At 61.4% G+C, this 13,275-nt stretch carries 10 protein-coding genes; 9 read left to right on the top strand and 1 reads right to left on the bottom strand.

Going from position 1 to position 13,275, the window contains the following annotated elements:
• Nucleotides 1-5: 5 nt before the first annotated feature.
• The 8 genes from AC1DMK_RS15230 (at nucleotide 6) to AC1DMK_RS15195 (ending at nucleotide 10,887) form a co-directional block, all read left to right on the top strand.
• On the top strand, nucleotides 6-1,562 hold the full coding sequence (locus tag AC1DMK_RS15230; RefSeq protein WP_037065301.1) for a hydantoinase/oxoprolinase family protein: 1,557 nt from the start codon (nucleotides 6-8) through the stop codon (nucleotides 1,560-1,562).
• The gene (locus AC1DMK_RS15225; protein WP_477860062.1) at nucleotides 1,555-2,688 is read left to right on the top strand and encodes a DUF917 domain-containing protein; all 1,134 of its coding nucleotides are present in this window, start codon (nucleotides 1,555-1,557) and stop codon (nucleotides 2,686-2,688) included. The genes AC1DMK_RS15230 and AC1DMK_RS15225 overlap by 8 nt, the downstream gene beginning before the upstream one ends.
• Nucleotides 2,689-2,735: 47 nt before the next feature.
• Nucleotides 2,736-4,331: an ABC transporter substrate-binding protein gene (locus AC1DMK_RS15220; RefSeq protein WP_477860060.1), complete on the top strand. Its 1,596-nt coding sequence runs from the start codon at nucleotides 2,736-2,738 to the stop codon at nucleotides 4,329-4,331.
• A 171-nt stretch (nucleotides 4,332-4,502) separates the two neighbouring features.
• Nucleotides 4,503-5,579 (top strand): DUF917 domain-containing protein, encoded by a 1,077-nt coding sequence (locus AC1DMK_RS15215; protein ID WP_477860058.1) that lies wholly within the window; start codon nucleotides 4,503-4,505, stop codon nucleotides 5,577-5,579.
• Nucleotides 5,576-7,114: a hydantoinase/oxoprolinase N-terminal domain-containing protein gene (locus tag AC1DMK_RS15210; RefSeq protein WP_477860056.1), complete on the top strand. Its 1,539-nt coding sequence runs from the start codon at nucleotides 5,576-5,578 to the stop codon at nucleotides 7,112-7,114. Before AC1DMK_RS15215 ends, AC1DMK_RS15210 begins: the two co-directional genes overlap by 4 nt.
• A gap of 87 nt (nucleotides 7,115-7,201) precedes the next feature.
• Nucleotides 7,202-8,146 (top strand): isoaspartyl peptidase/L-asparaginase family protein, encoded by a 945-nt coding sequence (locus tag AC1DMK_RS15205; RefSeq protein WP_477860054.1) that lies wholly within the window; start codon nucleotides 7,202-7,204, stop codon nucleotides 8,144-8,146.
• Nucleotides 8,143-9,201, top strand: coding sequence for a dipeptidase (locus AC1DMK_RS15200; protein WP_477860052.1), 1,059 nt, complete (start codon nucleotides 8,143-8,145; stop codon nucleotides 9,199-9,201). The genes AC1DMK_RS15205 and AC1DMK_RS15200 overlap by 4 nt, the downstream gene beginning before the upstream one ends.
• A gap of 432 nt (nucleotides 9,202-9,633) precedes the next feature.
• Nucleotides 9,634-10,887 (top strand): ATP-binding protein, encoded by a 1,254-nt coding sequence (locus tag AC1DMK_RS15195; protein ID WP_477860164.1) that lies wholly within the window; start codon nucleotides 9,634-9,636, stop codon nucleotides 10,885-10,887.
• A 245-nt stretch (nucleotides 10,888-11,132) separates the two neighbouring features.
• Here AC1DMK_RS15195 and AC1DMK_RS15190 read toward each other — a convergent pair whose 3' ends face one another.
• Nucleotides 11,133-12,095, bottom strand: coding sequence for a LysR family transcriptional regulator (locus AC1DMK_RS15190; RefSeq protein ID WP_477860050.1), 963 nt, complete (start codon nucleotides 12,093-12,095; stop codon nucleotides 11,133-11,135).
• Between the two features lie 119 nt (nucleotides 12,096-12,214).
• Between AC1DMK_RS15190 and AC1DMK_RS15185 the strand changes: the two genes are divergently transcribed.
• Nucleotides 12,215-13,096, top strand: a complete 882-nt coding sequence (locus AC1DMK_RS15185) for an aldo/keto reductase family oxidoreductase (RefSeq protein WP_477860048.1) — start codon at nucleotides 12,215-12,217, stop codon at nucleotides 13,094-13,096.
• Nucleotides 13,097-13,275 lie beyond the last annotated feature (179 nt).

Raw genomic sequence — 13,275 nt, 5'->3', positions numbered from 1 at the left:
CTGACGTGTATCGCGTGGGGATCGATGTGGGCGGCACCAATACGGATGCCGTCGTTCTGGATGGAAAGACTGTTCTGGCCGGGGTCAAGGCCTCGACGACCGAGGATGTGACGTCGGGCGTGATCGAAGCGCTCGACAAGGTGATCGAGGCGTCAGGGATCGACCGGGCCCGGATCACTGCGGTGATGATCGGTACCACGCATTTCACCAATGCCGTCATCGAGCGTCGTCACATGGATGAAGTTGCGGCTATTCGCCTCGGGTTGCCATCGGGCGCCGGCCTGCCGCCGATGGTCGACTGGCCGGACGACCTGCGCGACATCGTTGGCAATCATGGCTACCAGGTCAAGGGCGGCTACGAATTCGATGGCCGCGAGCTTTCCCCGCTGGACGAGGATGCGATCGTCCGCATCGCCACCGACATCCGCACCAAGGGACTGAAGGCTGCGGCCGTCACCTGCGTGTTCAGTGGTATCAACGGCGCTATGGAGGTTCTCACACGGGATATCCTGCAGCAGCATTGCCCAGGGCTTCCGGTCGTCATGTCGAAGGATATCGGTCGTCATGGTCTCCTGGCGCGCGAAAGCGCTGCGATCATGAATGCCAGCCTGCTGTCGCTCGCCGACCGTACGGTCGCAGCCTTTGCCAAGGCGCTCGCAGCAGCGGGGATCACCTGCCCTTTCTACATCACGCAGAATGACGGGACATTGATGGCGGCCGATGTCGTCCGCTCCTTCCCGGTTCTCACCTTCGCTTCCGGACCGACGAACTCGATGCGCGGGGCGGCGTTCCTCACCGGCATCAAGGATGCCGTCGTCGTCGACGTCGGCGGCACCACCTCCGATGTCGGCTCGCTGTCGCACGGGTTTCCGCGCCAGGCATCGACGACGGTCGATATTGGCGGCGTACGCACCAACTTCCGCATGCCCGACGTGTTCTCGATCGGTCTGGGCGGCGGTTCGCTCGTCGTTGCAGGTGGCAATCACGTGACCGTCGGGCCGAAGTCTGTTGGCTACCGCGTTCGCACCGAAGCGCTTTGCTTCGGAGGCTCGACACTGACCACAACCGACATCGCGGTCGCCTCGGGCAAGGCCGATGTCGGCGATGCCGCGCTCGTCGCGAATCTGGACAGGGCGCTTGTCGACAGGGCGATGGCGAAGATCGAAGCGATGCTCGAAGCCTGCGTCGAGCGCAGCCGGATTTCCTCGACGCCGGTGCCGGTCATTGCCGTTGGTGGCGGCTCGATCCTGATGCCGGATCGCATTGGCGATCTGGAGGTGATCAGGCCGGAGAATTTCGCGGTGGCCAATGCCGTCGGCGCGGCGATCGCGCAGATCAGCGGCGAGACTGACCGCGTCTTTTCCCTTATCGACGGCCGCACCCGCGAAAGCGCGCTGGCAGAAGCAGAAGCGGAGGCGCGCGAAAAGGCGATTGCTGCCGGCGCGCTGGTCGAGACGCTCGAAGTGATCGAGCGCGAGGACATGCCTCTTGCCTACCTGCCGGGTAACGCCACCCGCATTCACGTCAAAGTCGTCGGGGAAATGGGAGATTATCATGGCTGAGCCGCGCAAGCTGAAATACGACGAAGCTGATCTGCGCGTGCTGACGGCCGACGATCTCGATGCGCTGGAAATCGGTGCCGGCATCCTCGGGACTGGCGGCGGCGGCAATCCGTATCAGGGCAAGCTTCTCGCCCTCCAGGCAATGAAGGAAGGTTACGAGATGAAGATCCTCGCAACCGACCGGATCGAGGGCGATGCCCTGTGCATGTCGATCGGCGGCATCGGTGCGCCAGTCGTCGGCGTCGAGCGTCTGCGTGAAGGTCGGGAAGGCCTGCGATGCCTCAGGGCGATGGAAGATCTCATTCGTGCGCCGATCGACGCGATGGTATGCGAGGAAATCGGCGGCGCAAACGCCATCAATCCGTTGGTTACGGCTGCGCTTGGCGGATTGCCGATGCTCGACTGCGACGGGATGGGGCGCGCTTTCCCGGAAATGCAGATGACGACGTTCTCGATCTACGGCCACAGCTCGACGCCATCTGTCATGTGCGATCTGCACGGAAATGCGGTCATCTTCAGCCATGCCGTGTCCGAGGTCTGGCATGAGCGCATGGCACGCGCCTGCGTCGTCGCCCAAGGTGGTGGAGCGATGCTTGCGACCGCGCCGATGCAGGCCCACTATGTCCACCAGTACGGTATTCCGAAAAGCTATACGAAGGCAATCGCGCTCGGCGAGGCGGTGATCCGCGCCCGCAAAGCTCAGGAAGATCCGATTGCCGCTGTGTGCGCGCTCGAGGGCGGCCGGCGCATCTTCAACGGCAAGATCAGCGACCTGAAGCGCCATCTGCGTGGCGGTTTTGCGGTCGGCGACATCGAGCTTGCCGGCTTCAACGATTGCGCCGGCCAGAGCGCCGGCGTGGCGATCCAGAACGAATTCCTGATCTTCCGTCGAAATGGCGAGGTCGAGGTCACCGTGCCCGACCTGATCGTGCTTCTGGATGTCGACACCGGCTATCCGATCACCACCGAAATGCTGCGCTACGGCCAGCGCGTCGCTGTCGTTGCAATCCCCTGCCACGATCTGCTGCGCACTGCGCGCGCTCTTGACGTCGTTGGCCCGTCCGCCTTCGGCTACCCCGAGATTGCCTACTCGCCGCTGCCTGTGTCCGCACAGAAAGCCGCCTGACGCCCTTTACACAAGCGGGAAAAACCCCGCGAAAGAGGAGAACTTGAATGAAAGTGCATTCCATCCATTCGCGTCTGGCGGCACTGGCGCTCGGCACGGCAATGGCGCTGCCGCTGAGCTCTTCGGCGGCCCTGTCCGACGACAAGGTGTCGATCGCCGTCAACACGATGCAGATCTTTTCGTCGCTCGATCCGGCCAAGGTCACCGACTACACAGGCTACATGGCGATCGTGAACATGTATGACGGCCTGACGACCGTCAGCCCTTCGGGCGAGATCGTGCCGCATCTGGCGAAATCCTGGGACATTTCGTCCGACGGCCTGACCTACAGCTTCCATCTGCGTGACGACGCGAAGTTCCAGGACGGCACGGCGGTCAAGGCTTCCGATCTTGTCTGGTCCGTCCAGCGCCTTCTCGGCATCAACAAGGGCCCGTCGAACCTGATCGTCGGACTGATCAAGCCCGAGAACGTGACGGCGCCGGACGACAAGACGGTCGTGGTCAAGCTCGAGCGGCAGTTCTCGCCGTTCATGTCGATCACCCCACTGTTCATGGCGCTGAACCAGAAGCTGATCGAGGCCAACACCAAGCCCGAAGACAAATGGGGCGAGGCCTATGTCGGCGAACATTCGGCCGGCTCCGGTCCTTACAAGCTGGTGAGCTACAACCGTTCCGCCGACATGATCATCGGTCGCAATCCGGAGTATTTCCTGGGCTGGACCAAGGGCCGGCCGATCGACGAAGTGCGCTTCGTGCAGACGAGCGACGATGCGACCGTCAAGGCGCTGGCCGAAAAGGGCGAACTCGGTCTTTCCTCTCACGGGCTCGGCAACGACACTTATGAAGCGATCGGAAAGATGGACGGCTACAAGCTGATCCAGACCCGCACGGCCGGCGGCTTCGTCATCAAGCTCAATACCAAGGTTTATCCGACCGACGACGTGCATGTGCGCCGCGCCATTGCCTATGCGACCGACTACAAGACGATCCAGGAAGTGATCTATCCGGGCTTCGACATGACCGGCCCGCTCTCGACCGCATTCAAGGATGCCCATAACGATGGAATCGAGCCTGGTGTGTTCGACCTCGAAAAGGCCAAGGAAGAGCTGGCAAAGTCCAAATATGCCGGCCAGCCGATCACCCTGGCAAACAGCTATGTCGCCTCGCTGGCTTTCGAGGCGGAAGTCGCGCTGCTGATGCAGGCAAATCTGGAACAGATCGGTATCAAGCTCGACATCAAGCCCGAGCCGTGGAACCGCATCGTCGAACTGTCCTCAAAGCCGGAAACGACGCCGGCCTCCACCCAGGTCAACATGTCGCCGACCTATCCGTCGCCTGACGCGATCTTCTACAATCAGTATCACTCCAAGGCATCCGGAACCTGGATGGCGATGGAGTGGCTGCAGAATCCCGAGATCGACGCCCTGATCGACAAGGTACGCGCCACGACGGATGTGAATGACCAGAATGCGACTTACAAGGACCTCCAGGCGAAGATCGCCGATCTTCAGCCGGATGTCTGGGCCGTCGCTCCCAACCGCCGCTACAGCGCCAACAAGTGCCTACAGGGCTACGTGTTCGTTCCGATGCAGAGCTGGGACCTGAACTTCTCGAATTTCCACTGGGACTGCAACGCGAACTGATCGCCACAGTCGACAGGAAAAAGCCGGTCCCGCATCAGCGGGGTCGGGCCAACCTTTGTTTCCCCGCCGGCGTTGAAAGCCCGCGGCGAGAAAACCCAAGCCGAAGAACAAGAGTTTGCGTGCCCTGGTGATCCATTGATCATGAGTGGTGGCGCATGTCGAAGGTGACGTATGCTTCAGGAATTCGCCGAAGAAAACATCGAGCCGCTCGCCACCGGCGCGTGGATCCTGGGGACGGGAGGAGGGGGTAATCCCTATATTTCCACCCTCAATCTCCGGCGTCTCTATGCGGAGGGCCGCCGCGTCCAGGTGCTGGATCCGATGGCGCTTGAAGACGATGATATGGTCGCCGTCGTGTCGAAGATGGGCGCGCCGCTGGTCGGCCAGGAACGTCTCGGGGATCCCGCCCATCTCGCGCGCGCTGTCGAGGTAATGGAAGACTATCTCGGCAAGCCCTTCCGCGCCATTATGAGCGTGGAGATCGGCGGCTCCAACGCGCTGTCGTCCTTCCTTGCTGGCGCCATGCTCGGTCGTCCGGTTGTCAATGCGGATGCCATGGGACGCGCCTATCCCGAAGCGCAGATGACATCCTTTGCGATCGGCAACCTGCCGATGTTTCCGCTGTCGCTTGTCGACGTGCGCGACAATGAGGTGATTGTCACCCGGGCGGCATCCTGGAAGTGGATGGAGCGCATTTCGCGCAAGGTCTGCACCGAGGTCGGTTCTACCGCCGCCACCTGCAAGGCGCCGCGCACCGGACGCGAGGTCAAGGAGTGGGGCATCCTCTATACGGTGACCAAGGCGACCGAACTCGGCCGTGCTGTGATCGAAGCCCGCGCCCGGCATGACGATCCCGTCAAGGCGGTGCTCGACCATGAAGGCGGCAAGCAGTTGTTCCGCGGCAAGGTCATCGACGTCGCGCGCGAGACGACGGGCGGCTTTCTTCGCGGGACCATCCTGATCGAAGGGATCGATGCCGACAAGGGATCGCGCATGGAGCTCGGCTTCCAGAACGAATGGGCGGTCGCATTCCGTGACGGTCAGCCAGTCGCCATGACGCCGGACCTTCTCTGCCTCCTCGACACCATTTCGGGAAGCGCGATCGGCACAGAATCGGTCCGATACGGGCAGCGCGTGACCGTCGTCGCCTTGCCTGCTCCCAAGCTCCTGACGTCGCCTGCGGGCATCGCTGCCGTCGGCCCCAGGGCTTTCGGTTATGACATTGACTTCAAATCGGTATTCCCATGAAACGCATCGGCATTGACGTTGGTGGCACCAATACGGATGCCGTTCTGATCGACGGCGAAACAATCATCGCCTCGATCAAGGTTGCGACCACGCAGGACGTGATGTCGGGTGTGAGATCGGCTCTGGCGCATGTCTCGGGCTTCGTTCGGCCGATGGATCGCCCGATCGACGCGGTGATGATCGGCACGACGCATTTCACCAATGCCGTCGTCGAGCGTGCGCGCCTGGAGCGCGTCGCGGCGATCCGGATCGCCCTTCCCACGGGGTCGTCGCTGCCGCCCATGTGCGATTGGCCTGACGATCTCAGTGCGGCGGTTGATCCGCTGATCTTCATGGTGCACGGCGGTCACGAATATGACGGCAGCCCGCTTGTCCCGATGATTCCCGACGAGGTGCGGGAAGCGGCGATGAAGATCCGTGATGCGGGCATTGCCTCGATTGCGATTTCCGCGGTGTTCTCGCCGCTGACGATCGAATGCGAGGTGAAGGCCGCGGAGATCGTGCGTTCGGTCATCCCCGAAGCCAAGATCACACTGTCGCACACGCTTGGCCGTATCGGCCTTCTCGAACGCGAGAACGTCGCGCTTCTGAACGCGGCTCTGCAGTCGCTCGGCAAGACGACCGTAAAGGCCCTCTCGGACGCACTGCGCGAAGCAGGCGTTGTCGCACCCTTCTATCTCACGCAGAACGACGGCACGGTCGCGCTTGCCGATGTCGCGGCCGCCAATCCGGTGCACAGCTTCGCGTCCGGGCCGACCAACTCCATGCGTGGCGCCGCTTTCCTGACGGGGTTGACGGACGCGATGGTCGTTGATGTCGGCGGCACAACGTCGGATATCGGCTGCCTGGTGGGCGGCTTCCCGCGCGAAGCAAACAACATTGTGCACATCGGTGGCGTACGCACGCTGTTTCGCATGCCAGATCTGTTGCCCATTGCGCTCGGTGGCGGCACGATCATCGATCCGCTAACCGGCAAGATCGGCCCCCGCTCGGTCGGGTATCGGATTCTGAGCGATGCCCTTGTCTTCGGCGGCAACACCTTGACGACGTCGGACATCGCGGTCGCGGCCGGCCTCATCGAGATGGGCGACAAGGATCGTGTCAAGGGCCTCGATCCGGCGCTCGTCAAGGCGAGCCTCGAGCGCATCCGCGACATAGTCACCGACAGCTTCGACCAGATGAAGACGTCTGCCGAGGATGTGCCGCTGGTTGCCGTGGGTGGCGGGGCATTCCTGATCCCAGAGAAGATTGCCGGCGCGTCGGACGTGCTGCGTGTCGAAAATGCCGGCGTTGCCAATGCATTGGGTGCTGCGATGGCGCAGGTCTCTGGCGAAATCGACCAGGTGTTTTCAGGTCTGAGCCGCGACGAGGCACTTGCCAAGGCCGAAGCCGTGGCGCAGGACGCTGCCGTTTCATCCGGCGCCAGCCGTGAGCGCCTCAAGACATTGGAGGTCGAGGATATCCCGATCGCCTATCTGCCCGGCGGCGCGCGGCGTGTACGGGTACGGGTCATCGGCGATATCGCCTTCAGTTGAAATGGATCGCCGGTTCTGCAGCCGGGCGATGGTCGAGATAGCGGCGGTCGGTATGCTTTTTTTGGTGACGCCGGTTTGGAGTAGACGATGACGAAATTCGCACTGGCCATCCACGGTGGCTGCGGCGTGATGCCGGAAGACAGCATGAGTGCCGGGGAGTGGCTGGCAGCGCGGGAAGATCTGGCGGACGCGTTGCGTGCCGGCTACGCCGTGCTCAAGGCAGGCGGATCAGCGGTCGAAGCGGTCGAAGCGGCCGTCGTCGCGATGGAGGACAGTCCCCATTTCAACGCCGGGCATGGTGCAGCGCTCAACGAAAACGGCGTGCACGAACTCGATGCTTCGATCATGGATGGGGCAACGCTGGACGCGGGCGCGATCAGCGGATCGCAGGCAATCCGCAATCCGATCAAGGCTGCTCGGGTCCTCATGCGGGACGGCCGGGCGGTCTTCCTGGCCGGCGCCGCCGCCGACCGGTTCGCCGAAGAAAAAGGTCTGGCGGTCGAGCCGCAGGCATATTTCACCACGCAGAAGCGTCTCGATGCGCTGGCCGCGATGAAGGTTCACGCGGCAGCGGGAACGGAAGCGACGGAGAACGAGAAGCATGGCACGGTCGGCGCCGTGGCGCTCGATGCCGTCGGGCACCTTGCCGCGGCAACCTCGACGGGAGGCTACACGAGCAAGCCCGATGGTCGGGTCGGCGACAGCCCGGTGATTGGTGCCGGCACCTACGCCCGTGACGGCGTCTGCGCCGTCTCGGGAACCGGCAAGGGGGAGTTCTTCATCCGCTACGTCGTCGGGCATGAAATCGCCTCCCGCATCGCCTATCTCAAGGAGGACGTGGCGACTGCGGCCGATGTCGTCGTCAACCACGATCTTGCACCTCATCAGATCGGGGCAGGGTTGGTGGTGATCGACGCAAAGGGGCAGATCACGGCACCCTACAACACGCCGGGCATGTTTCGAGGCTGGGTAACATCAGCAGGCGACGCATTCGTCGCGACCCACGACAAGATCTACGAGGTGACATTGTGACTGCGGCAGATATCAGCGACGTCCCGTCCGAAGTTCCGGTTTTCGATGGCCACAATGACATCCTCTCGCGGTTGATGCATGAAGGGCGAGAGGGCGCGGAAACGCGCTTTCTGGACGGCAACACTTCGATGGATATCGATCTTGCGCGTGCGCGCAAGGGCGGCCTCGTCGGCGGGCTTTGTGCCGTCTATGTCTCCGCACCCGGCAGGGAGTTGGACGCCAATGGTGATCTTCCGCGCGTCGAGCGGAATTCCGCGGTCGATCAGACGATGGCGCAGGCCGCATTGCTGCGGCGGATCGAAGCGCAGTCGAATGGCGCCTTCATCATCTGTACATCGGTTGCCGACATTCGCACAGCTATCGCAAGGGGCAGTTTTGCCGCCGTCTTTCACATCGAAGGTATCGAGGCTGCCGGCCCGGATCTCGACCTCGTCCATATCTTTCATGCGGCGGGCCTGCGCACACTTGGTCCAGTCTGGAGCCGCCCCAACATCTTCGCCCATGGCGTTCCCTTCCGGTTCGGCGATAGCCCCGATATCGGGCCGGGACTGACCAGGGCCGGCCGAGACCTGATCCGGCTGTGCAACCAGCTGAAGATCATGGTGGATCTCTCCCACATGAACGATGCCGGCTTTTGGGACATTGCCAAAATCTCGGATGCGCCGCTGGTTGCCTCGCACTCGAATGCCTTTGCGATCTGCGCGCACAGCCGCAACGCAACCGACAGGCAGCTCGATGCGATCCGCGATACTGGCGGTCTGATCGGGCTCAACTTCGGCGTTAAATTCCTCCACCCGGAGGGCAAGGCCGACACGGAGCTCGATCTGTCCGTGATGGTGCGCCATGTCGATTATCTGGTCGAGCGGGTGGGTATCGATCACGTTGGGCTGGGTTCGGATTTCGACGGCACCCTGATCTCCAAGACGATCGGTGACGTCACCGGCCTGCCGCGTTTGCTCGGTGCCCTGCGCGCGGCTGGCTACGACGACGAGGCGCTGGCAAAGATCGCGCACGGAAACTGGCTCTCGGTGCTGGAGCGCACTTGGGGCGCATGATGGTCGTGCTTTGACGGACTCTACCATAATTTGGAGGAAGATTGCTGCACGCCAACTACCCGGAAAGGATCTAAGGTGTGACAAACAAGGCTAGAAGTGCGATCGCGCCGTCACGACAGTCAAAGCGGGCACATCCTCGTTCTCTCCCGTGGAATCGCGAGAATTGCTTTGAGCATTGATTTCACGGTTCCGAAACGGCTACCTGGCGGTTCAATTCCCATCGAGGCGAACCAATGTGGGCCTTGTCCTACCCCTGATGGAGTCTCAAGAGCTTACCATCTGCATTGGCAGTAAATTCGGCATTGAGGAGGTCGTCTTTGCAAAGACGACCAGCGGCAATTGCTGCGCTCGCCTGGTCCGCAGATACTTGAAAATTTAAACTGGACGATTTTTAACTTTAAATTAGTCGGCACTTCAATTAAGAATGGTCGGATGAAGGCTGATCCCGCGGCAAAGTCCTATGTTGATCGAAAAGCACGACCCATTGTGGAAACCGCGCTGGCCGACACCCGCGTCGTCCTCATATCAGGCCCGCGTCAAGCGGGTAAGACGACGCTCGCACGTCAATTCGCCGATGGCAATCGTCGGTATATAACGTTGGACGACGCTGGTACGCTGAATGCCGCGAAGTCCGATCCAACGGGGTTCATTCGCGGTATCGACCGCGCTGTGATTGACGAGATCCAACGTGCTCCTGATCTGATGCTAGCCATCAAGGAGAGCGTGGATCGTGACGAAGAGCCCGGCCGGTTCCTGCTGACTGGTTCTGCTAACCTTGCAACGGTGCCAGCTATCGCCGATTCCCTCGCCGGACGAATGGCAGTCGTTTCGCTGCTTCCATTTGCACAATCGGAAATCCACTCGACTCCCGGGCAGTTGCTCAACCGCCTGTTTGCTGGCGATGAGCCGACGATCCGTGAAGGGGCCGTGTTCGGTGACGATTTAATCAATGTCGTCCTGAATGGTGGTTATCCTGAAGTTCTACGCCGGCCGACACCGGCGCGCCGGGCGGCATGGCTTGAGGACTATGTGTCTCTCATTCTAGATCGCGATGTGAGGGATATCGCCAACATCGACCAGCTCGACCGACTGCCGAGATTGCTTGACGTGCTTGCCGAGCATGCCGGGCAACTGGTGAACCACAGCAGCTTCGGATCGGCGCTTGGATTGTCGAGCGTTACGGCCCAGAAGTATGTGGCAATCCTTGAGCGGCTCTTTCTGCTGCGGACTATCGCGCCGTGGTCGAACAACCGCCTCAGCCGGCTCGTGAAAACTCCAAAGCTCCACTTCGTCGATACCGGCCTTCTCGCAAACCTACGGGAAGACGATCTGGAAACTCTGCGACGCGACCGAACGAGATTTGGCGCACTTCTGGAAAGTTTCGTGGTTTCCGAGCTTCTGAAACTTGCGTCCTGGTCGGATCGACGCCTGTCCTTCTCGCACTATCGGACCAAGGATCAGGACGAGGTGGATGTGGTGATCGAAGACCGTCGTGGCCGGATCATCGGCGTTGAAGTGAAGGCGTCAGCCACGGTCAAAACGGACGACTTCAAAGGGTTGAGGCAACTACAGGACGCCGTCGGGGATCGCTTTATCCGTGGCCTGGTACTTCACGATCATGATCGCGTGACCCCGTTCGGAGAGAAGTTACACGCAGCTCCACTTTCGATTCTCTGGTCAATGTGACACGAACGGAAATCGTCGAGCGCCATGCCGCGAGAGCACTATAAATCCGGTTCGGCAGAGGCACGCGAAGCCCGAGAACATGCGGGCGACGGAGTGCTCGTTCACTTGCACCATGCGACATACCGCCGGGATTGTCTTTCTCGCCAGACTGGAAGCGTCTGGGCGTTAGCCCAAGTGGCTCCGACGCCCCCTGAACCGCACGCAGATAGCATCTGGTAGGCGGCCGCCAGGCAAGCGACGTCCGTCTATGGCGTCCCCAACGCAATTCCCGCGCGGCATGCCTCGGAAGTCCACTCATCACACGGCATCGCCCTGACGAAATCGATGAAGACCCGAAGCGGTGCCGGCACGAGCCTCCGCCCGGGATAGTAGAGAAACGGGCCGGGAAAGCTCTGCCACCAGGGCTCCAGTACAGGTTCGAGCGCACCGCTTTCGAAATGGGGCCGAAGCCAATCCTCGAAGAGCGACACGATGCCTGTGCCAGCAATTGCCGCCGCAACTCCAAGGTCCGTGCCGCCCCCAGCCTGCACCACGAACTGGCCTGGTGGATCGACTTTGACAACAGCGCCTTCGCGCTCGAACTCCCAGGCGGAAATCGCCCGGCCCGCAAAACGGGTTCGGATACATGCATGCGAGAGCAAGTCTCGCGGATGTTCCGGCTTGCCACGGGCCGCAAGATAGTGAGGCGACGCGCCGCTGGCAAACCGCTGGATGCGGGGACCAATGGGAACCGCAATCATGTCCTGTTCCAAGCGTTCATCATAACGGATACCTGCATCGCAGCCGGCCGCGACGATATCGACGAAACTCTCGTCAGTGACGATTTCGAGCCTGATGTCGGGATAGGTTGCGAGAAAGGGCGGCACGATGCACGGCAGGACCAGTCGCGCAGCACTGACGGGAACATTCAGCTTCAGCGTTCCGGCGGGCCGATCGCGAAAGCCCTTCACATGTTCGAGCGCGGAGTTGATCTCACCGAATGCAGGGCCGAGGCGTTCCATCAGGCCGCGGCCCGCTTCCGTCGGCACGACACTGCGCGTGGTGCGGTTCAATAGCCGAACGCCAAGTTCCGCTTCGAGACGCCGAACCGCGTCACTCAGCGCTGATGAACTCGTGTCGGTTGCCCGTGCCGCCTCGCGAAAACCTCCAGCTCTCGCCACGGCCAGGAACGCGCTGACATCCCCCATTTCCGGCTTTCCCTGCTTCATGCTCTCCGGCTTCTCTGTAATTGTCCGGAACAGCGGACAGCCCGTCCGGATTGTATCCGATTGTCGTGACAATGCTACAGGCCTACTTACGCGCTTTGTCCTCAATCGGAGATGAACGCATGTCTAAAGTAGAAAAATCCGGAACGTTTAGACTTGGTGACCGTATGGTCAAACGGCTTGGCTATGGCGCGATGCAGCTCGCTGGCAGGGGCGTTTTCGGGCCGCCAAAAGATCGCGCCGAAGCAATTGCGGTCCTGCGCGAAGCGGTGGAAGACGGCGTCAATCACATCGACACGAGCGACTTCTACGGCCCTCATGTCACCAACCAGATTATCATGGAAGCATTGCACCCATACCGGGACGATCTCGTGATTGTCACCAAGGTTGGCGCGACGCGCGGCACGGACGCTTCATGGAATCCCGCCTTCTCGAAGGAAGCGTTGACTAAGGCTATTCACCACAATCTCACGAACCTTGGGCTGGACGTCCTCGAGGTGGTCAACCTGCGGGCCATGTTCGACGTTCACGGCCCTGCCGAGGGATCACTTGATGAACCGCTCACTGTTTTGGCCGACCTGCAGCGGCAGGGTCTGATCAGGCATATCGGCCTGTCGAATGTGACGCCAAAGCAGATAGAGGACGGCCGCAAGATCACCGATATCGTTTGCGTCCAGAACCAATACAATCTCGCCAACCGAGGTGACGATGCCATGATCACCCGGCTTGCTGCGCAAGGAACGGCCTATGTGCCCTTCTTCCCGCTCGGCGGTTTTTCACCACTGCAGTCCTCGACACTGTCGGATGTCGCGGCTCGGCTTGGCATGACACCGCTGCAGGTGGCGCTCGTATGGCTCCTCGAACGTGCTCCGAATATTCTGTTGATCCCAGGCACGTCATCGCGCGCCCACCTCAGGGAAAATCTTGCTGCCGCCGACATGACCTTGCCGGCGGAGGCGATGGCAGACCTCGACGGTATTGCCGCGGACTCAGACGCCCCATGACGAATGGAGATTGGAGCGCGGCGAGTTCGCCGCGTTTCCATGCTGGCAGACGCATCCTGAAGATCGGGACAGAACCGGGGTCACCTCTCTCCGCACATGTGGCGAAACGCGTTTTGCGACTTCGGCAATATCTCGGCGTGGCTGGACTGCGCACCAAAACAGTTCGCGATCCCTCATGG

The organism is Rhizobium sp. 05L419 (assembly GCF_056397845.1).
Note: the sequence above shows the minus strand (reverse complement) of the source record. Positions and strands in the feature narration are given on the sequence as shown.